A 20,988-nucleotide genomic window follows, 5' to 3' on the forward strand; every position below is an offset into this window, starting at 1 on the left:
AATTCCTCATTTCTGTGCATCTTAGGGATTTTGAACCCGGTTTAATTCATCCAATACTTCCTTGATATACATTTTGATATCTTCATCTTCAAAGGTCACCTTCAATGCTTGCAGATTATATATTGACAATCCATAGGACGAATCTGTAAGTTTAACTGCTTCGTCACCCTCTAACCAATCAAGGATCAGATAGTAAAAAGAACTTTCAAAAGCAAGTGCTGCTATTCTTTCGTCCGGAATATTTACGGGGTTATGAACTTTAAACCTCTTAAACCATCCTTCCATTGTCCTACAAGACTCCCTTACGCTATCAGACCTTTTTTTCTCAAATTCAGGATTAAGGCCTACAGCTTCAATCAACATAATCCTTGCCAATTCCCGGTTGCTTTGATACATCCAAAGATTAGCTGAAATCACACGTGTAAAATTCTTTGCAAGATTATAGTTTTCTATATCTAAAACCTTCTGAGCAGTATCTTGAAAAGCCTTTACAATATTGAGGTAAAGCTCGGTAAACAGTTCCTCCTTACCTTTAAAATAAAAGTAGAAGCTTCCCACAGAAATACTTGCCTCTTCAACAATGTCTTTTACTGTCGTATTATGATATCCCCTATTAGCAAAGACTTTTGCTGATGTGTCCAATATATATTGGCGTTTGGCATCCTTACGGTCCTGAGTCTCTTTTGAAGTTTTATACACAATTATCAACCTCTCTTCAAGCATAGAATGAATATTCATTCTTTATTTCAACTATAATTATGATTATTGCATATGTCAACAAAACACAGTAATTATCCCATTCAATCTGCGTATGGATACGAACCGGGAAGAAACAAGGGAAATGATATACAAAATGCCTAAAGGAGTATCTTTCATCGATTGAGTCAGCGTGTATGAGAACGAAAAATGACCGGGTGAGCAGCTGCTCACCCGGTCATTTCTTTATCTGAATTACGCCGTACCACTACCGATGATACGGCTCTACATATCACCAGAGTCTGTAAATATAATGTGTAAACTCTCAAATCCATTAAAATGAAAGTAAGAGAAAGGTTGGGGAGAACACATGAGACTTTGGGCAAAACAGCAGTTACGGGAATCTATTAAGGAAAACAATTGGTAAGCGCACAGGATGCGCAAAATGCACTAATAGAGCTATTCGCTGAGGCGATTCAGGAGATGCTGGAAGCCGAAATGGATACTCACTTAGGCTATAGTAAAGACGAAACTCACTCCAAATAGTCGCAATGGAAAGAGTCGCAAAACGGTCGTCAGTGAGTACAATGAACAGGAAATCACTATCCCTATATTATACAAACCACGAATAGCATCATTGGTATTTGACGGGCCAACATAAGACTCTTCTCCTTCAAGTCATTCTGCTTCTTTATGGGTTCGTTTCGTAGTCGAATAGCGTTTTACCAAAGCTCGCAAAGCATCCTGTACATTCCCTTGAAAGGATCCGCCATGGTAACAGATTAAATGATCGATCTCATAAGACATGAGCCTTCGTACTGAAGCTATCGCTTCTTCCAGGTCTAAGGTATATTGCGGATTGGCAATATGAAGTTCGCCATCCTCGATGACAACGGCATCACCCGCAATCATCGTCTTGCTAGCAGGCAGATAGAGCGAGATATGCCCCGACATATGCCCCGGCGTGTGAATCACCTCGGGGTCGCCGCACCACGGTAGAACATCGCCATGACGAACTTTATGATCGACTGCGACTTTCTCAATGGATGCGAGCAACGCAATGAATTGTTCTGCAGCAGGCACCGCTTCCCGAGGCAAGACAGGCAGCGTTGACTCTGCTTGCTCTTGTCGTTGAGATTTCAGCGTCCCCTCAAGATACGGGACTTCAATTTCATGCGCGATAATGACGGCGTCAGGTAACAACCGCTTTAAAGCCCCAAGTGACCCAATGTGGTCAATGTCATGATGTGTCGCTATGATTCTCGTAATGCGTTCCAGTGGGTATCCAATCTGCGCCATCGCTTGTTTGAGTTGGGGAATGGAATCGGGATACCCACAATCGACAAGGATACATTCATCCCCGTCGTGCAGTAGTACAGGCGTAATGACTTGACTCTCGCCGTAAGTTTTTACTTCGATCGACAATTGATGACAGCCGTGCATGGTTTCCCTCCTGATCATGAATTGCTGCTGCATGTATAAAGGCGTTTGCTGCATAGGCAAAGAATAAACAGTAATAAGCCGGATCATCGTTCCCAGTCAGCGGCCAATCCATCTTTGCCTGTAAATTACTCCTTCCGTTAAATAGCCGCTGGCGAGTATCAACCTCACCAGCAGCCTACTGTCATTGATGCTGTTGATTCTTTTACGAGCCTCAGCGATCCAGTAATCGTCCTTTAACGAGCAGGTAATTCACTTCTTCGCCGATCGCCCCGTTCTGGATGCTCTCCGTGACGATACCGTCCTTTTTGACGGCCGGCCGTTCCCGCTTCGGATTCAGGAATTGAACGCCTGCGTCGGTAAGCATGTAGGCCGCCACGTCTGCCTCTCCCTTTGGCACATCGGCGCCCGTGATGTTCTTGGCTTTGACGGTGAAGCTGTCCTTTTTATCGTCGTACGTATAGGAGACGGGAGCGAAGGCCTTGTTGCTCACAATCTTGCCGGGAGGCACGATCTTCGCGCCGGTCTCGGTATCTTCTAGCGTGTATTTGATCATATCTGTCTGCATCAGGTTGTCGCCTGTCATCGAATAGATCTTTGTCTGCGGATCCGTGCTGCTCTTGATGCCCAGATATTTAGACAGCACGCTGACCGGGATAAAGATCGAATTCTTGTCCAATACCGGCACCGTATCCATCTGTACGGGGCTGCCGTCGACCGTAACCGTCTTGGAGCCAATCGTAAATTGAATAGTCTTCCCGTTTAGCACGATTGTCGCCGTTTTGGACTTGGTGTCGTAGCTCACCTTTGCCCCGATTAATTCACTGATCGAGCGTAGCGGAATCATGATGCGCGACTGCTTATCTACGTACGGTGCCTTCGGCGACGTGTAGAGCACGTAATAATCGTTGATCTTAAGCAGGGCTGGATACGTCTTTGACGCTGCTTGAGCCGGTTTCGAATCAATCCCCGCGGAACTTCCTACTGCCAACAGCGCCGCAAGTCCGAGCATTACAAACCTCGATTTCATTTTCATAACACTACCTCCAATTCATGTATTTCGACATCTTTGACTCAACTAACAACTAGAATGTTCCAAATATTAATATATTTTCCATTCAGTGGGATCAAAGCATATGAAAACTTCAATTCTTGGGAGCAAACTAATAGTACCGGGAAAAGCAAAATAAGGTCAACGGACTATAAGTATCCTTTACGGCTAGCCGGCAATGCTATATTATGCTGCTGACAGGACAATAATCTTGGGCATTTCTTCTTTATCGAATAAGGAATACGGAGGCTGAGTTATGATAATTCAAATTGTCCCTTATCAAGAAGACTATCATGACAAGTTGATGGATATTTGGTACCAAGCCGTGTGTCTTACACATACATTTTTAACTGAAGAGGATATTAAGTTTTACTATGAAATGCTTCAAAACGGAGCACTGAACCAAGTTGAGATTTGGTTGGCACTAAACGAAAACAATGAGCCATCCGGATTCATTGGGCTTGATGGAAAAAAGATAGAGATGTTATTCGTACATCCTCAATATCATAGAACGGGTGTAGGGAGTCGGCTAATACATCATGCAGTAAAAATCAAAGGCATTCATATACAATTGGATGTAAATGAGCAAAATGAAAATGCGTACACATTCTACAAACAAATGGGTTTTGTGCAGATCGGAAGATCGGAACTAGACCATTCAGGACGACCTTTTCCTTTGCTTCATTTAATATTAAAAAGTCAGTGATAGTTAGCCTTAAGGTGCGGATTTTCCTTGAAAAAGCTTTCCAGTCACTACTGTATCCTAAGTTCATTTCCCATCCAACTGATTTTAAATCAATACTTTTCGATTATATAGCGAAACTCCAAAGCTCTTCGACCAGATTTTGCTCCGGTGAATACTTGTGCAGAAAGACGAATGCAAGACGCTTATGTTGTTCAAATAAAGCTGTACTTAGGCCGCATGATGAATCTTTCCGTTATCCAGCAACATGACAACTTTCCAGATGGATACCGTTTAAGAGTGGTTTTGAGGCAGTCTTGTATATTCAAGCCAATAAATAACGATCGATCGCCATAAACAGGCAAGAGGCCACTCTTTGGGCGCTATGTCCACAGGATGGCCTTTCATTTCGGCCTTCTCACGTGTTTAGATAAGTGAGTTGGACAACGCCGGAGGATAACGTTTTTATATGACCTAATTTTAAGTTAAGCCTCTGTTTGATATCGATAAACCACGGCTTTCCTTCTCCCAATACAGCCAAATGTCTTTACCAGGCTATTCTTTATTTGATTAACTTCTTCCGCCAAATTATCGTTTATGAATTTTACTTTGTCATCGTCGCTTTTTGCGTTCTGGAGAACACGTATTTCTCTTTGCGGTGAATCATTTCCCATATGATTTTTTCATCATCCGATTAATCTGCTTCTGGAACGAATTGTCCCCATAAATCATAGCAACGTTCCATGGATTTTGACTATTCGTTTTAGGCGGGATGGTGTAGGATGCCTGCTTAGCTGTAATCCAATTCCGGATCGCTTCGGAGCCATATGCTTTGTCGCCTAGAATATGACTTTTAGTAATATCAAGCTGCTGAAGTAAATCGATCGCTAGAAAATCGTTTCAGTCTATATAGGACAAAAAAAGGCGGCACTAAAAGAGTGATGTACCGTTGTACACCATTCTCTTCTTGTGCCGCCTGGCTAGAAGAAATATCGTTACCATCAATTTATTTTGACGACCGTAACTATTTCCATTTGAAGTTTTCAATAAGCATCAGTTACCAACTTTAATGTCTCTGAACAAGAATCTCAACAACCCATTTAACCCTTATTCCACCGTTACACTCTTCGCCAGGTTACGTGGTTTATCCACATCGTGGCCCAGGGCCAGCGAAGCGTAGTAAGCCAGCAATTGGGTAACGACTACCGATAACGCGGAAGTCAAGAGTGGCAGTGTCTTAGGAATAACGAACGCCTGATCGACGGATCTCAGCAGGTCGGTTACATGCTCTTCGTGAGTGATCGCCAGTACGTCTGCGCCGCGGGCTTTCACTTCTTTGATGTTGCTGACGGTTTTCTCCAGAACGGATTCCTGGGTTGCCAGGGCAATAACCGGTACGCCTTCTTCGATCAGCGCCAGTGTTCCGTGCTTCAGCTCACCTGCTGCATAAGCTTCAGAGTGAATGTAGGAGATTTCCTTCAGCTTCAGCGAGCCTTCTTGAGCTACTGCGTAGTCTACGCCGCGGCCGATGAAGAACAGGTGCTTGTGCCCGGAGATTTGCTCCGCATAAGTCTTGATGGCTTCCTTCTGTGCCAGAACTTCTTCTACCTGCTCAGGCAGTTTGTTCATGGCTGCAAGAATCTCAGCGACTTGCTCTTCGGTTTGCGTTCCGCGTACTTCAGCCATGTACAGACCAAGCAGTGTAAACGCGATAATCTGTGAAGTATAGGCTTTGGTGGATGCTACAGCAATTTCCGGTCCAGCCAGTGTAACCAGCACATCGTTAGCTTCACGGGCGATGGAGCTGCCTACCACATTGGTGATTGCAAGTACATGTGCACCATTCGCTTGACCTTCACGCAGTGCAGCCAGTGTATCTGCAGTCTCACCGGATTGGCTGACTACGATAACCAGTGTTTCCGGTGTTACGATCGGAGCACGGTAACGGTATTCCGAAGCGATATCGTTCTCTACCGGAATACGAACCAGGGACTCGATCAGGTTGCGTCCTACAAGACCAGCGTTGTATGCAGTACCGCAGGCAACGATCTGGATGTTGCGGATATTCTTGATTTGTTCTTCAGTCAGATTGAGTTCTGGCAGAATCACTTTAGTGCCTTCAGCATTGATGCGTCCGCGCATAGTATCGCGGTAAGCCTTAGGCTGCTCGTGGATTTCTTTCAGCATGAAATGCTCGTAGCCGCCTTTTTCTGCGGTAACAGCATCCCAATCGACAGTAATCATTTCCCGAGAAATAAAGTTGCCTTCAATCGTCATCAGTTCGACAGCATCCCGTGTCAACACAGCCATTTCGCCGTCGTTCAAAATATATACGTTGCGGGTGTATTCCAGCAGAGCAGGAATATCCGACCCGATAAAGTTTTCGCCTTCGCCAAGACCGATAATCAGCGGGCTGGCTTGACGCACAGCTACCAGTTTATCCGGCTCATATTCAGTCAGAACACCCAGTGCGAACGCTCCGCGCATGTAAGAGATCGCTTTTTGTACAGCTTTAACGATATCTCCATCATATTCACGGGCGATCAGGTGGGAAATAACCTCTGTATCCGTTTCGGAAGTGAAGTGGCATCCGCCGGCAATCAGCTCTTCTTTGAGGTCCAGGTAGTTTTCGACAATCCCGTTGTGCACAACTGAGAACTTATGACTGTTGTCAGTGTGCGGATGGGAGTTCTCATCAGATGGTTTGCCGTGAGTCGCCCAACGGGTGTGCCCGATTCCGGCACTTCCTGTCAGCGGAGTAGCTTCAAGTCTTGACTCCAGGTTAGCCATACGGCCCTGTGCCTTAACAACCTGCAAGCCATCCTTCGTAAATACGGCAATACCTGCCGAATCATACCCGCGATACTCCAGCTTCTTCAAACCTTCTACCAAGATCCCCTGCGAATTCTGATTACCAATATATCCTACAATACCACACATTATAATTTCCTCCGTCCAATTTATCGTAATGTGGGCGGCATAAGGAAAGAAACGTGCCGTGCGGCATGTTTAGAGAATAAGCAAATATTCTGTTGTCTTGAGACACTCAACAAAATAAACCTGTCACCTGCATAGGTGGTTCATGACATGCACAGTCTTCTCCTCTGCCGCAGCAGAAACATCTGTTTCTTCCGTTTAGCGCATACCCATGAGTTAATTCAATTCTTCCTGCACCCACAAAAGCGTTGTGTGAAAGGTCGCCCTCTCATTTTCCGCTTCCATTTACGGCTCTGGTGCATCACCGGGAGGTCCCCGCCGAACATTTCGAACACCTCCACCTCGTCAGCTTACATCTGCCGTGATCCGTTCAAGCCGTTGCCTTAAAGCTGGCAGCTCCGGCCGTCCCTTCTCCCCCGCGCAAGATCAAGCTCTGGCGCTTGTTATTGCTGTAACCTTACTATCCCCGCTTTCCTTCTGGAATGACACTTAATCATTATATGCACCTTACATCACTTTTGGCAATGCAATAATGCTTGAAACCTTTGGAATTTGCAGAAAAAACTCACATAATAGCCATACAGCCGGCAGTTGAAGAGCTTATCTCCGTCCACCGGCTCTGCTGGCCAATCATATTATACGTATATTAAACCAATTCACGCTGAACAACATCAACAATTCGTCCGACATACTGATCCAGCTCAGACTTATCCGGACCTTCCGCCATGACACGAATCAGCGGCTCTGTTCCCGAAGGACGTACCAGCACGCGGCCATTGTCGCCCAGTTTACCTTCTACCTCTTGAATCGCCGCCTCAATGGCCGGGTTGTTCGGGTAGTTGGTTTTATCCTGTACGCGCACATTCACGAGCACCTGCGGATATTTAGTCATCATTGACTTCAGCGCGCTCAGCTTCTTCCCTGAAGCCTTCATCGTATCAACCAGCTGGATCGCAGTCAGAATACCATCACCAGTTGTGTTGTAATCAAGGAAAATAACATGACCGGATTGCTCTCCGCCCAGGTTATAGCCGCCACGGCGCATTTCTTCCATTACATAGCGGTCACCGACAGCCGTTTTGGCAGTATTAAGTGACAGCTTCTCCGTTGCTTTATAGAAGCCGATGTTGCTCATGACCGTAGAGACAATCGTTGCATCTTTCAGCTTGCCTGCACGGTTCATAGCATCTCCGCAGATGCAGAGGATAAAGTCACCGTCGACCTCTTCGCCCGTTTCATCAATAGCGATCAAACGGTCAGCATCCCCGTCAAAAGCAAGTCCCAAGTCCGCGCCATGACGCAGCACTTCTTCACGGAGCTTCTCTGGATGGGTCGAACCGTAGCCGTCATTAATGTTGAGGCCGTCCGGCTCTGCTCCAATAGAGATGACTTCAGCACCCAGCTCTTTGAACAACCGCGGGGCCAGCTCATAAGCCGCTCCGTGCGCGCAGTCCAGTACAACCTTAATGCCTTCAAAACGATTGGAAATCGTTGTCTTAAGGTATTCAAGATACAGGTACTTGGCGTCGTTGTCCACGGTAAGCATACCGAGACCCGAGCCTACAGGACGGGGAAGTTCATCCTTCTCTGCGTCCATCAGTTCTTCAATCCGCAGTTCCGTTTCATCCGTCAGCTTAAATCCGTCTCCGCCGAAAAACTTGATACCGTTGTCCTCCACCGGATTGTGTGAAGCGGAAATCATTACACCCGCATCAGCTTTCAGCAATCTAGTAATATATGCTACAGCAGGTGTGCTTACAACACCTATGCGGATAACATGGGCACCAATAGACAATAATCCGGCTACAAGTGCTGATTCCAGCAGCGGACCGGAAATACGTGTATCCATACCGATAACCACTTTTGGCTTCTCTACATTCCCCGCCAATACATAACCACCGCAGCGGCCAATACTATAGGCCATTTCTGCTGTCAATTCCTGGTTTGCGACTCCGCGCACACCATCAGTTCCAAAATACTTACCCATCTTTTTTCTCCTTTAAATACGCTACATTAGCTTAATGAATTATTGTATGAAAGAATCCTGATTCTGTGTAACTATACTACTGTAAAATAGACGTGTTCCCATATAAAAAGTTACGTTCCGCCGGTGCTCGCTGCATTATTGGTATTCCCGCTGCCGGCAGGAGTACTGCTGTTCTCCGAAGCGCCTGCTGTAGGGGCTGGGGTTGCAGTAGCTGCACCTCCGCTATTGGAAGGCTCAGTATCTGCCTCCTCCCCGGAGACAGGCTCAGAGCTCGGCTCCGGGGTGGGGGCACTCCCTGTACTGGGATTATCTGTTGTCTCCGGCGTGGCTGGCGCTTGCAGATCTATAGTAACTATATGCGGCTGTGAAGAATTGACCAGTGATATGAACCGCGGCATTGAGATTTGCAGAGATACCTGATGAACACCAGCGGCCAGTCCTCCAACATCTGCAACAACGCTAATATTGTCCTGATCAAGCTGATCCAGCAGTGTCGGTGCCCCGGACAGAGTCAGCGTAACAGCTTTGGCAGCGGGATCCGTTACGACTGCTGTCAGGCCGCTGCCCACACCCTCCAGCTTAATCGGAATATTCTCCATTGTCCGCTCGGCAATTTGGGCAACAGAGACAGTGACACTTACCGCCGCGGGTTCGATTTTTGCGGTTCCCTCCGGCGGTTTAAGGTCCAGCTTTACCTGCTCTGTACCGGCCGATTTAATGGAGCTCAAATCCAGCGATGCCTCATAAGAGGATAATCCGGCCAGTGCCTCCTCACTCCCGTATGCCGTAACTGTATCTACCTCAGGAGTTACCCGCGACAGTACGAGCGAACCTGGCAACTGGCCGGTAAAGCTCACATCAAGGGGCAAGCTTTTAAACGGGAGTGTAACCGGCAGCTCTACAGACACGGTGGAAGGCTCAATAACCGCGTTCTTTATTTCATTACCGCTGCTATCGTAAGCCGCCAGCTTCACTTTTTTCTCTGTAATGTTTGCACTATCCCCATCGAGTTCAAGGGTACCCTGAACCTTTGATACATTACCCAGTTCACTGGCCGGAAGCGTTACTTCTACCTCGACAGGATCAATAACCGCTGTACCTAGCTGGTAGCCTTCTGCAGGCTTACCATTAGTAACCAGAGTAACCGGAAAAGACTTGGTATTCCGCAGCTCCACATGCACATTTACCTCATGCGGTATCATTTCGACCAGCGATACTCCGCTGGGAAGGTCGTAATTCAGCGGAAGCGTAGTATCCCCGGGTCCGACATCACTTAAATCGACCATAACGTTGTAAGCATCCGATAGTTTGAAATTAAGATCAGAGTTTTTCCCCCGGACCTCCATCCTTACACTATCCGCATCAAAGGTGTATACATACTTCTCGTTATCAATGCCAACCTGTTCTATTTTGACATTCTCAATGATTTTGGACTGGGTGCTGACTGTGGTCTGATTCGTTGGCGCAGTATCCACATGCACAATTGTCCATAGAATAACGCCGAAGACAAGAGCAAGAATTTTGTTGAAGTTGTTATTCTTCATCCACTTATCCATTGTTTTTGCCCCCTCTCCGTTTCCAGAAAGCAGAGCTCTTCTCCTTCAGCGGGGAAGATGCGCTCAGTTCCTGATGGAGTTTGGAGATGAGCGATTCTTCCTTAATATCCCGCACAATTTGCCCATTAATCGCCAGAGAAATCTGTCCGGTCTCTTCTGATACCACAACAGATACGGAGTCCGCCACTTCACTGATCCCGATGGCCGCGCGGTGGCGTGTCCCCAGCTCTTTGCTGATGAATGGATTCTCCGACAAGGGTAGATAACAGGCAGCGGCAGCAATTTGCCCCTCCTGCATAATCAGAGCACCATCATGCAGCGGCGTATTAGGAATAAAGATGTTGATCAGCAGCTCCGAACTGACGACAGAACGCATAGGAATGCCTGATTCGGTATATTCATTAAGGCCCGTGGCTCTTTCAAAAACAATTAATGCCCCAATTTTTCGCTGTGCTAAATAATTCACGGCTTTAATGACTTCGCCGATTAATCTGCTGATCTCCTCATCATTCTCTGAAGCCCGTCCAAAAAACTTACCCCGCCCAAGCTGCTCCAGCCCCCTGCGCAGTTCCGGCTGAAAGATGATAAAGATTGCAAAGATCCCGAAGGTGAAGATCTGGTTCATGAGCCATTTCAGGGTATACAGATCCAGGAGGGTGCTCAGCGCCCAAATGATGACCAGCACCAGTATCCCCTTAAGCAGCTGAACAGCCCGCGTACCGCGGACCATGTTCAGGACTTTGTAGATAATATAGCTGACGATCAGAATATCAATTATATCTTTAATGGATTCTTTCCACGTTAGGTCGGTAAAATAACTCATTGCCTAAAACCCCCGTCATTTCATATTAGCTGGGTTTATGTAAATTGTCTGTAAGATCTGTATCATATCTAGGTTATAACGTTCACGCTCAGGTTGCAAGTTTAGCTGCCTGGAGATTTCTGATAATGGAATTTTCAGGCAACAAAAAAGCGCCATCTTTCCGGAAAAAGAGGCGCAAATAATATTTCTGCATAAAGGGCCATGGTATTAACGGTAGGCAACTTCAGAGAACATGTTCGTCACTTTATACCAGAGCCAACTTACCGCTTGGTCTATGCTTTTGACTTGCCCGGAAATATGAGCAGTTGATGCCTTATAGAGAGACCCGTCAATTACCGTTACATTACCGTCAACTTCACCGTATACCTGGGTTTGGCCATTCTCCACTGTGAGATCGCCGGATATTGTTTTGCCGGAGGGTACGATCACCGTATCCCCTTTGATTACAACCTGATCGAGGTCAGCACCTCTGACAACAAGCTGCCCATCCTGATTCCAAAAAGTAACGGAGCTCATCAGCATCACAAGAATAAATAAGGACGCCGCCGTAAGGGCAGGATGTCTTTTGATCCAGGTGATAAAGGCTTTCTCCTTCTTGGGTTTCGGTAATGAGTTCATAATCCGGCCTACAAGATCCTCTGAAGCCACAGGGTTCTGGTGCATCAGGGAGAACATCAGCATATCGGTTTGTTCCAGTTCTTTGAACTTTGCACGGCAATCCGGACAGGATAGAAGATGCTCCTTCAATTCCCTCTGCTGCAGTTCGGGCAAGTCGTCATCCAAGTAATCATGCATCATAGAGACGGCCAGTTTGCATTCCATAGGAGCCAATCCTTTCATGAGTGCTATTTAATTATTTCAAGGCAAAGGGGCAGGGCGCATAAGACTTGCTTAACTTACATACGGTGCTCCCGGAAAGACGTTTCAAAAAAAACATCAATTTTTACAATTTAGGGCCTAATTTTTTACGTAAAAATTCACGTCCGCGATGTACACGGGTCTTAATTGTCGTTACCGGCATATCCAGCACATCGCTGATCTCCTGTAGCGACAAATCCTGCAAATAGCGCAAAATCATTACAGACCTGTATTTCACGGGCAGACTGTCAATAGCCTCATAGATCAGTCCCTGCGTCTCTGAGAGCAGCAGTTCGGTCTCAGGGGTCACATTGTCACTCGGAATCATCGAATAGCCGTCAATGCCTTCCTGATCGTTCATTTCAGCATCGAGCGAATAAGTCGGTTTCCGCTTACGTAGTCTGTCTATACAGAGATTCGTTCCGATCCTATAAATCCAGGTTGAAAATTTCTGTTTATCATCATAACGGTCTAAATTTCGGTATACACGCAAAAAAGTTTCCTGAACAATATCCTCCGCTTCGTGCCGGTTGTTCAGCATCCGGTAAGCCAGATGATATATCTTGTCTTTATATAGTTCCACAAGCTCGGCAAATGCCCTTTGGTCGCCTTTCAAGGCGAGCTTTGTCAATCTGCCTTCCAAATTCTCCACCTGTTAACTCCCCCAGACTTGCCGCCCTTGGTATTCCATCTCTTGAATGTCCACGGTACAAGCATTTAAATCGTAATTCAAGTTTCAGTAAAAATCAAGGATTGTCTTGTTACCTTCTAGGGAATTTGGGCTAAAGCAACTTAACATCGAGTAAGCTGATACGCCGGTATTCCTAAGAATGTTTGGACTTCCGGTCGCTGTTATTGTCAGATTTCCTGATTATAACCGTTGTGCACGGTAGAAATCTGACAATAAAGGCGAACGCTACCGCTCCTACAGTTCCAAAATTCTTCTCCACACCTTCTCCCCACCTGTACCCTATGCAGTGCTGCTCGCCCAAATTCCCTCCCGGTAACTATGGAGGGGTAGAAGACTCGAAAGCCGCTTGAGCACGGCGGCTTCAATAGATAAGCTCAGCAAGCCCTGCAGCTTCTTCGGCAGGGCTATTACAATAACCCCCCACCCGACTCGTTAGAAGATGCCAGAGAGGGATGTTACCGGTTGAAGCGGTTAAACCGCATTTGTTTTCTAATGTACCTCCTGCGGACAATGTCATTACAATAGAATAAGTGCCGGTTTGAATCTGATTTCAGATTCAAACCGGCACTTATGTTGGGTATAAAGAGTTCTTTATCTTCAGGCTGCAAATGATTCAGAGCCTATTCCTGTAGACTGTAAAAATTCCGGGCATCAGCCCGTATTCCGGAGACCGGCGGCAATGCCGTTGATCGTAAGCAGCACCTCACGCAGCAGTTCAGCGTCGTCGCCCTCAACTTCACGCAGGGCTCTGAGCTCGGATAACAGCTGCACCTGAAGGTAGCTGAGCGGATCTACGTATGGGTTGCGCAGACGGATGGATTCCTGAATAACCGGAACGTTATCCAGAATATCCTGCTGGCCGGTGATCTTAAGAATCAGTTCTGAAGTCAGCTTGAACTCTGCTTCAATCTGACCGAAGATCCGTTGGCGGGCTTCGTCATTTTTGCCCATGGTGGCGTATTCCTTGGCAATAACCAGATCCGCCTTGGCAATAGCCATTTGCAGCGTATCAATCAGAGTGGTAAAGAAGGAGAAGTTCTCATACATAGTCTGCATGATTTTCAGGTTCTCTTCTTTCCCCTCGTAGAAGCTCTGCAGTCCGGTTCCGGCAGCATACCAGGCAGGAAGCAGGTAACGGCTCTGCGTCCACGCAAACACCCATGGAATTGCACGCAGGTCCTCGAAACGGTCACTGTTCTTCCGTTTGGAAGGGCGTGAACCAATATTAAGTTCTCCAACCTCAGGCAGAGGTGTCGATTCTTTGAAGAAAGTCAGGAAATCCGGATCACGGAAGATCAGATCCTGGTATTTGTTTAATGAAACTTCGGAGATGCGGGCCACAATTTCATCCCATTTGGCTTCATACAGATCAGCTTGAGGCATTCTAGCATGAATAGCTGCAGTCACCAGTGCTGAGGTAGCTTGCTCTAGACTCCGGTAAGCAATACCCTTCATCGAATACCGGGAAGAAATTACTTCCCCCTGCTCGGTAATCTTAATCCCTCCGCCAATGGTTGAAGCAGGCTGGGCAAGAATACTGCGGTTCAGCGGCATGCCGCCGCGTCCGAGTGCACCGCCGCGTCCATGGAAGAACTTCAGCTTAATGCCGAATTCATCCGCCGTAGCGGTAATTTGCTTGAGGGCCACACGCAGCTCCCAGTTCGCAGTCACCACACCGCCGTCTTTATTGCTGTCGGAATAACCGAGCATGATTTCCTGGAGATCGTTCATCGCTCTAACCGCTTCACGATAAATCGGCATGTTGAGCAGTGTCTTCATAATCTCAGGTGCATCATGCAGGTCATCAATCGTCTCAAAGAGCGGCACTGCCTGCAAAGTGCAGACGACCGTTCCATCATTATCTTTGCGGAACAAGCCAACCTCTTTGGAGAATACCATAACCTCCAGAATGTCGCTGGCCGCTTCTGCCATACTGATCAGATAACTGGTAATACACTGTTTGCCGTATTCTTCCTGTGCCATAAAAATCGTACGGTACACCGCGAGGCATTCCTCCGTACTCTCACTATATGACTGGTACGGGGAAGTCAGTGGACGCGGATCATTAAGCAGCGATTCCAGCAGCGTTACCTTTTCTGTTTCCGGCATATTGGCATAATCCTGCGTGATGTTCATTTTAGCCAGAATTTCTGCCATCGCATTTTCATGCTCCTGACTATGCTGGCGGACATCCAGAGCCGCAGTGTGGAAGCCGAACAGCTCAACCTGACGGATTAGCTTCTTAATATAAGTGTCCGCAACATAATCAGCATAGTGGTGACGCAGGCTGCGGTCAATTACGTTCAAATCATCTATGAACTGCTGCGGTGATGAGTAGCGCTCAGGAGTGCCTTTTTTCTCATCATCAAGCACATTTTGTGTTTTCGAGATCATATAGCTTAGCTTGATCCGGTAAGGCTCATTATCATTGCGCCAGGCATCGACCCGGTTGAGGTTAATGATGTTCCGGTCTTTTTCGATGGAATCCACCAGTTCGGTAGTTACACTGACAATGCTTGTACTAAAGCTCAGATACTGCATTAGTTCACGCATAATACGCTGATATTCCCTGATCGCAAGTTTACGCTGTAAACGCAGTGTCTGAAGAGTAACAGCGGCAGTTACCGAAGGATTTCCGTCGCGGTCCCCGCCGATCCATGATCCAAAACGCAGATAAGTCGGCACGTGCCAGTTCTGGCCCGGATAATATTTGCTCAAACATCGCTCAAGCTCTTGATACACATCCGGCAGCACTTGGAAGATCGTCTCATGGAAATAGTACATCCCATTGCGTACTTCATCGAGCACAGTAGGTTTGCGGTCGCGCAGTTCATCCGTCTGCCAAAGGGTAATAACTTCATTCAGCAGCTTCTCGCGGAGCTGTTCCCGTTCACGGAACGTTAACGTTGGATTGTCTAAACCCATTACATCGTCGGATATCCGTTTGTGAATATCAAGAATAGCCCGCCGCATTGCTTCGGTAGGGTGAGCCGTCATGACCAGCTCCAAAGACAGGCCGTTCATGATCTCATGAACATCCTCTTGAGAGAAATCCCGTTCGCGTAGCTCCTGAATCGCACTTTCGATAGAACCCGGCTGTACCGTGTCCCCTGCTGAGCGTTCATAGTCACGCTTACGGCGAATCCGGTGGTTCTGCTCCGCGATATTCACCAGTTGGAAATAAATGGCGAACGCCCGTATCACTTGGTGACGATTTTCAGGATCCAGTGAATTAATCAGCTCTTTAAATTCATTGTGCAGTTCAGGCAAAAACAATGAGCGCAGTGATTTACTGGTTTCGCGGATTTTCTCCACGATCTCCAGCAATTCGTTGCCGCCTTGATGTACCAAGACTTCGCCCAAGATATTCCCCAGGAACCGTACGTCACGCCGCAGCAGATTGTTGGAATTGCTTTTGCTGACAGCTGTCGTAAGTTCGGTCATGCTGCTCCCCCCATCCTCTTCCGGATCAATGTCCTTAACATTGTCTATTTGAAGCTTTCCTCATATCATACAGTAAAACCACTAGGAAATCTCCAACTTATTACGCTGTAAAGCGTTGCAGTAATTACGATTATACACCAAATTCATTCATTATACAGTCATAAAATATTTATGTTCCTATACTAAATTAGAATGGCTGAGTTAATCCGTATTTATGTGCAAGGTTTACACAGCGTGTAGGTATTGATTGCATTATACACGGATTGAAGAAGAATAGAAATCGGGGTTTATGATATCCTGTGAGGGGGCAACCGAGGTCTTAAATTTATAACAAAAAACTCCTACCGGAGTAAGAGTTTTGTCAGCCTAGACTGAAGTATCGGGATGACACGATTTGAACATGCGACCCCCTGGTCCCAAACCAGGTGCTCTACCAAGCTGAGCTACATCCCGAAAATATATATAATTATGGAGCGGGTGATGGGAATCGAACCCACGCTATCAGCTTGGAAGGCTGAAGTTCTACCATTGAACTACACCCGCAAAGGTGAAAATCGGGATGACACGATTTGAACATGCGACCCCCTGGTCCCAAACCAGGTGCTCTACCAAGCTGAGCTACATCCCGTTAATATATTGATGATTCATAGAAAAATATAAAATGGCGCGCCCTGAGAGATTCGAACTCCCGACCTTTTGATTCGTAGTCAAACGCTCTATCCAGCTGAGCTAAGGGCGCAAAATTATGGAGCGGACGACGGGAATCGAACCCGCGACCCTCGCCTTGGCAAGGCGATGCTCTACCGCTGAGCCACGTCCGCAAATAAGTGGTGCGCGTGAAGGGACTTGAACCCCCACGTCTTACGACGCCAGATCCTAAGTCTGGTGCGTCTGCCATTCCGCCACACGCGCATAATACATGTTTTAATCAAAGTGAGCCATGAAGGACTCGAACCTTCGACACCCTGATTAAAAGTCAGGTGCTCTACCAACTGAGCTAATGGCTCGCATTTGGCAGGGGATATAGGATTCGAACCTATGATGACGGAGTCAGAGTCCGTTGCCTTACCACTTGGCGAATCCCCTATGATGGATACTTATAGATTGCCCATAATCTCTTCAAATATGAGGACGATTATGGTGGAGGCTGAGGGGTTCGAACCCCCGACCCTCTGCTTGTAAGGCAGATGCTCTCCCAGCTGAGCTAAGCCTCCATATGTATGCCCTCAAAGGGTGAAGATAAATAATAATTGGTGACCCGTATGGGATTCGAACCCATGTTACCTCCGTGAAAGGGAGGTGTCTTAACCCCTTGACCAACGGGCCTTGTAAATCTGTGGAGCTCTCAACCGGATTCGAACCGGTGACCTCTTCCTTACCATGGAAGCACTCTACCTGCTGAGCTATGAGAGCATGGCTCCCCGAACAGGACTCGAACCTGTGACAACTCGATTAACAGTCGAGTGCTCTACCAACTGAGCTATCAGGGAATATTGTCCGCTTGGCGGCGTCCTACTCTCCCAGGACCCTTCGGTCCAAGTACCATCGGCGCTGGAAGGCTTAACGGTCGTGTTCGGGATGGGTACGCGTGGAACCCTTCCGCTATCGCCACCAAACGGGCATTTACAGCGTAAATGCGTATTCAGGTCTCAGCATCGCCAAATGCTGAATATCAATTCTTTATCAATCAACCGCTAGGGTCTCATGAATCAGAACTTGATTCCTGAAAACTGAATCCGAAACGAATCTGCGTTCTTCGAAATTTTTGGATAAGCCCTCGACCGATTAGTATTGGTCAGCTCCATGCATTACTGCACTTCCACCTCCAACCTATCTACCTCGTCGTCTTCAAGGGGTCTTACTAATTGGGAAATCTCATCTTGAGGGGGGCTTCACGCTTAGATGCTTTCAGCGCTTATCCCGTCCGTACGTAGCTACCCAGCCATGCTTCTGGCGAAACAACTGGTGCACCAGCGGTACGTCCATCCCGGTCCTCTCGTACTAAGGACAGCTCCTCTCAAATTTCCTGCGCCCACGACAGATAGGGACCGAACTGTCTCACGACGTTCTGAACCCAGCTCGCGTACCGCTTTAATGGGCGAACAGCCCAACCCTTGGGACCTACTTCAGCCCCAGGATGCGATGAGCCGACATCGAGGTGCCAAACCTCCCCGTCGATGTGGACTCTTGGGGGAGATAAGCCTGTTATCCCCAGGGTAGCTTTTATCCGTTGAGCGATGGCCCTTCCATGCGGTACCACCGGATCACTAAGTCCGACTTTCGTCCCTGCTCGACTTGTAGGTCTCGCAGTCAAGCTCCCTTATGCCTTTGCACTCTTCGAATGATTTCCAACCATTCTGAGGGAACCTTTGAACGCCTCCGTTACTCTTTAGGAGGCGACCGCCCCAGTCAAACTGCCCGCCTGACACGGTCCCCGTACCCGCTTAGGGTACCAGGTTAGAACCTAGATACGATCAGGGTGGTATCCCAACGGCGCCTCCGCAGAAGCTTGCGCTCCTGCCTCTACGGCTCCCACCTATCCTGTACAGATCGTACCCAAATTCAATATCAAGCTGCAGTAAAGCTCCATGGGGTCTTTCCGTCTTGTCGCGGGTAACCTGCATCTTCACAGGTATTAAAATTTCACCGGATCTCTCGTTGAGACAGCGCCCAAGTCGTTACGCCATTCGTGCGGGTCAGAATTTACCTGACAAGGAATTTCGCTACCTTAGGACCGTTATAGTTACGGCCGCCGTTTACTGGGGCTTCGGTTCATAGCTTCGGGTTACCCCTAACCACTCCCCTTAACCTTCCAGCACCGGGCAGGCGTCAGCCCGTATACTTCGCCTTGCGGCTTCGCACAGACCTGTGTTTTTGCTAAACAGTCGCTTGGGCCTTTTCACTGCGGCCCCCTCGGGCTATTCACCCTACCGAGGCACCCCTTCTCCCGAAGTTACGGGGTCATTTTGCCGAGTTCCTTAACGAGAGTTCTTCCGCGCGCCTTAGAATTCTCTTCTCGCCTACCTGTGTCGGTTTGCGGTACGGGCACCTTCTCCTGGCTAGAGGCTTTTCTTGGCAGTGTGAGATCATGACCTTCGCTACTATAATTTTCGCTCCCCATCACAGCCCAGCCTTACGATGTGCGGATTTGCCTACACACCAGCCTCACTGCTTAGACGGACATCCATCAGTCCGCGTCACTACCCTCCTGCGTCACCCCATCGCTCATAGCGGATTACGGTGGTACAGTAATTTCAAACTGTTGTCCTTCGACTACGCCTTTCGGCCTCGCCTTAGGTCCCGACTTACCCTGAGCGGACGAGCCTTCCTCAGGAAACCTTGGGCTTTCGGCGGATCAGATTCTCACTGATCTTTTCGTTACTCATACCGGCATTCTCACTTGTATGCTGTCCAGCGCTCCTTACGGTACACCTTCAACCCACATACAACGCTCCCCTACCCCAGATACATACGTATCTAGCCATAGCTTCGGTGGTGTGTTTAGCCCCGTTACATTTTCGGCGCAGAGTCACTCGACCAGTGAGCTATTACGCACTCTTTCAATGGTGGCTGCTTCTAAGCCAACATCCTGGTTGTCTGTGCAACTCCACATCCTTTCCCACTTAACACACACTTGGGGACCTTAGCTGATGGTCTGGGCTGTTTCCCTTTTGACAATGGATCTTAGCACTCACTGTCTGACTCCCGGCAAGAAGTTAATGGCATTCGGAGTTTGACTGAGCTTGGTAACCCTTGCGGGCCCCGCACCCAATCAGTGCTCTACCTCCACCACTCCATTCACCGAGGCTAGCCCTAAAGCTATTTCGGGGAGAACCAGCTATCTCCGAGTTCGATTGGAATTTCTCCGCTACCCCCACCTCATCCCCGTATTTTTCAACATACGTGGGTTCGGGCCTCCAGTGCGTGTTACCGCACCTTCACCCTGGACAGGGGTAGATCACACGGTTTCGGGTCTACGTCCACATACTAAATCGCCCTATTCAGACTCGCTTTCGCTGCGGCTCCGGCTTCTCACCTTAACCTTGCATGTTAAACGTAACTCGCCGGTTCATTCTACAAAAGGCACGCCATCACCCCTAAAACGGGCTCTGACTTTTTGTAAGCACACGGTTTCAGGTTCTATTTCACTCCCCTTCCGGGGTGCTTTTCACCTTTCCCTCACGGTACTGTTTCACTATCGGTCGCCAGGTAGTATTTAGCCTTAGCAGATGGTCCTGCTGGATTCATACGGGGTTTCACGTGCCCCGCACTACTCGGGATCCGTCTCGGAGAGAATACAGTTTAGGTTACAGGGCTTTTACCTCTATCGCGGGCCTTTCCAGACCTCTTCACCTACCATATTCCTTTGTAACTCCATGTGAGACGTCCCACAACCCCAAGGGGCAAGCCCCTTGGTTTAGGCTGTTCCGCGTTCGCTCGCCGCTACTGACGGAATCACTATTGTTTTCTCTTCCTCAGGGTACTTAGATGTTTCAGTTCCCCTGGTCTGCCTCTACACACCCTATGTATTCAGGTGTGAGTAACTGCGAATTACCACAGCTGGGTTTCCCCATTCGGACACCCCCGGATCAAAGCTTGCTTACAGCTCCCCGAGGCAGTTTCGTTGTTCGCCACGTCCTTCGTCGGCTCCTGGCGCCTAGGCATCCTCCGTGTGCTCTTATTAGCTTAACCAATGCGTTCTCCCGAAGGAAACCGCCAGCATCGCTATAATTGAAACTCGTTTACACAAGTTCAGCTTAAAGGAATATTCTAAAACGCAAATTCGTTTCGGTATCCAGTTTTCAAGGATCAAGATAATGCAT

At 47.8% G+C, this 20,988-nt stretch carries 11 protein-coding genes, 12 tRNA genes, 2 rRNA genes and 3 pseudogenes; 2 read left to right on the forward strand and 26 right to left on the reverse strand.

Annotation, left to right across the window (positions count from 1 at the left end; all coding sequences use genetic code 11):
* Window positions 1–21: 21 nt before the first annotated feature.
* A complete protein-coding gene (locus QU597_RS25365; protein WP_310830351.1) occupies window positions 22–699 on the reverse strand; it encodes a TetR/AcrR family transcriptional regulator in 678 nt (225 codons plus the stop codon).
* A gap of 367 nt (window positions 700–1,066) precedes the next feature.
* Between QU597_RS25365 and QU597_RS28860 the strand changes: the two are divergent.
* Window positions 1,067–1,306, forward strand: a pseudogene (locus QU597_RS28860) (transposase); the annotation flags it as partial.
* A gap of 68 nt (window positions 1,307–1,374) precedes the next feature.
* Here the strand turns inward: QU597_RS28860 and QU597_RS25370 are convergent.
* Together QU597_RS25370 and QU597_RS25375 are read right to left on the reverse strand one after the other, a co-directional pair.
* Complete coding sequence (locus tag QU597_RS25370) at window positions 1,375–2,139, reverse strand: MBL fold metallo-hydrolase (protein WP_310830352.1); 765 nt, start codon at window positions 2,137–2,139, stop codon at window positions 1,375–1,377.
* 211 nt (window positions 2,140–2,350) lie between these two features.
* Complete coding sequence (locus QU597_RS25375; protein WP_310830353.1) at window positions 2,351–3,172, reverse strand: copper amine oxidase N-terminal domain-containing protein; 822 nt, start codon at window positions 3,170–3,172, stop codon at window positions 2,351–2,353.
* A 271-nt stretch (window positions 3,173–3,443) separates the two neighbouring features.
* Here QU597_RS25375 and QU597_RS25380 point away from each other — a divergent pair, with 271 nt between their 5' ends.
* A complete protein-coding gene (locus QU597_RS25380; RefSeq protein ID WP_310830354.1) occupies window positions 3,444–3,893 on the forward strand; it encodes an acetyltransferase in 450 nt (149 codons plus the stop codon).
* 394 nt (window positions 3,894–4,287) lie between these two features.
* On the opposite strand, the pseudogene QU597_RS25385 reads toward QU597_RS25380, so the two are convergent.
* The 23 genes and pseudogenes from QU597_RS25385 to QU597_RS25490 all read right to left on the reverse strand — a co-directional run.
* Window positions 4,288–4,608, reverse strand: a pseudogene (locus tag QU597_RS25385) (dihydrofolate reductase family protein); the annotation flags it as partial.
* A gap of 23 nt (window positions 4,609–4,631) precedes the next feature.
* A pseudogene (locus QU597_RS28810) lies at window positions 4,632–4,754 on the reverse strand (transposase); the annotation flags it as partial.
* Window positions 4,755–4,976: 222 nt separating this feature from the next.
* Window positions 4,977–6,809 carry a glutamine--fructose-6-phosphate transaminase (isomerizing) gene (gene glmS / locus QU597_RS25390; protein WP_310830355.1) on the reverse strand — a complete coding sequence of 611 codons (1,833 nt, stop codon included), beginning with the start codon at window positions 6,807–6,809 and terminating at the stop codon, window positions 4,977–4,979.
* A gap of 643 nt (window positions 6,810–7,452) precedes the next feature.
* Window positions 7,453–8,793, reverse strand: a complete 1,341-nt coding sequence (glmM, locus tag QU597_RS25395) for a phosphoglucosamine mutase (RefSeq protein WP_310830356.1) — start codon at window positions 8,791–8,793, stop codon at window positions 7,453–7,455.
* Between the two features lie 110 nt (window positions 8,794–8,903).
* Window positions 8,904–10,349 (reverse strand): CdaR family protein, encoded by a 1,446-nt coding sequence (locus tag QU597_RS25400; protein WP_310830357.1) that lies wholly within the window; start codon window positions 10,347–10,349, stop codon window positions 8,904–8,906.
* Window positions 10,342–11,172, reverse strand: coding sequence for a diadenylate cyclase CdaA (gene cdaA, locus QU597_RS25405; RefSeq protein WP_310830358.1), 831 nt, complete (start codon window positions 11,170–11,172; stop codon window positions 10,342–10,344). Before cdaA ends, QU597_RS25400 begins: the two co-directional genes overlap by 8 nt.
* Before the next feature lie 207 nt (window positions 11,173–11,379).
* Window positions 11,380–11,994, reverse strand: a complete 615-nt coding sequence (locus QU597_RS25410; protein WP_236336862.1) for a zf-HC2 domain-containing protein — start codon at window positions 11,992–11,994, stop codon at window positions 11,380–11,382.
* Window positions 11,995–12,115: 121 nt separating this feature from the next.
* A complete protein-coding gene (gene sigW / locus QU597_RS25415) occupies window positions 12,116–12,682 on the reverse strand; it encodes an RNA polymerase sigma factor SigW (protein WP_054943560.1) in 567 nt (188 codons plus the stop codon).
* A gap of 690 nt (window positions 12,683–13,372) precedes the next feature.
* Entirely contained in the window at window positions 13,373–16,165 is a 2,793-nt protein-coding gene (gene ppc / locus QU597_RS25420; RefSeq protein ID WP_310830359.1) for a phosphoenolpyruvate carboxylase, read from the reverse strand.
* Window positions 16,166–16,544: 379 nt separating this feature from the next.
* Window positions 16,545–16,618: transfer RNA gene (locus QU597_RS25425), tRNA-Pro, on the reverse strand.
* Between the two features lie 16 nt (window positions 16,619–16,634).
* Window positions 16,635–16,708, reverse strand: a tRNA-Gly gene (locus tag QU597_RS25430).
* 11 nt (window positions 16,709–16,719) lie between these two features.
* Window positions 16,720–16,793 (reverse strand) — tRNA-Pro (locus tag QU597_RS25435).
* Between the two features lie 34 nt (window positions 16,794–16,827).
* Window positions 16,828–16,904, reverse strand: a tRNA-Arg gene (locus QU597_RS25440).
* Window positions 16,905–16,911: 7 nt separating this feature from the next.
* A tRNA-Gly gene (locus QU597_RS25445) sits at window positions 16,912–16,986 on the reverse strand.
* A gap of 7 nt (window positions 16,987–16,993) precedes the next feature.
* A tRNA-Leu gene (locus QU597_RS25450) sits at window positions 16,994–17,077 on the reverse strand.
* Window positions 17,078–17,099: 22 nt separating this feature from the next.
* A tRNA-Lys gene (locus tag QU597_RS25455) sits at window positions 17,100–17,172 on the reverse strand.
* A 5-nt stretch (window positions 17,173–17,177) separates the two neighbouring features.
* Window positions 17,178–17,251: transfer RNA gene (locus tag QU597_RS25460), tRNA-Gln, on the reverse strand.
* Window positions 17,252–17,303: 52 nt separating this feature from the next.
* A tRNA-Val gene (locus tag QU597_RS25465) sits at window positions 17,304–17,379 on the reverse strand.
* A gap of 37 nt (window positions 17,380–17,416) precedes the next feature.
* Window positions 17,417–17,491 (reverse strand) — tRNA-Glu (locus tag QU597_RS25470).
* Window positions 17,492–17,502: 11 nt separating this feature from the next.
* Window positions 17,503–17,578: transfer RNA gene (locus QU597_RS25475), tRNA-Thr, on the reverse strand.
* Window position 17,579: 1 nt separating this feature from the next.
* Window positions 17,580–17,655: transfer RNA gene (locus QU597_RS25480), tRNA-Asn, on the reverse strand.
* Between the two features lie 9 nt (window positions 17,656–17,664).
* Window positions 17,665–17,781 (reverse strand): 5S ribosomal RNA (gene rrf / locus QU597_RS25485).
* A gap of 149 nt (window positions 17,782–17,930) precedes the next feature.
* A 23S ribosomal RNA gene (locus tag QU597_RS25490) occupies window positions 17,931–20,857 on the reverse strand.
* Window positions 20,858–20,988 lie beyond the last annotated feature (131 nt).

Origin of the sequence: Paenibacillus pedocola, from assembly GCF_031599675.1 — a bacterium.
Lineage (GTDB): Bacteria > Bacillota > Bacilli > Paenibacillales > Paenibacillaceae > Paenibacillus_AQ > Paenibacillus_AQ pedocola.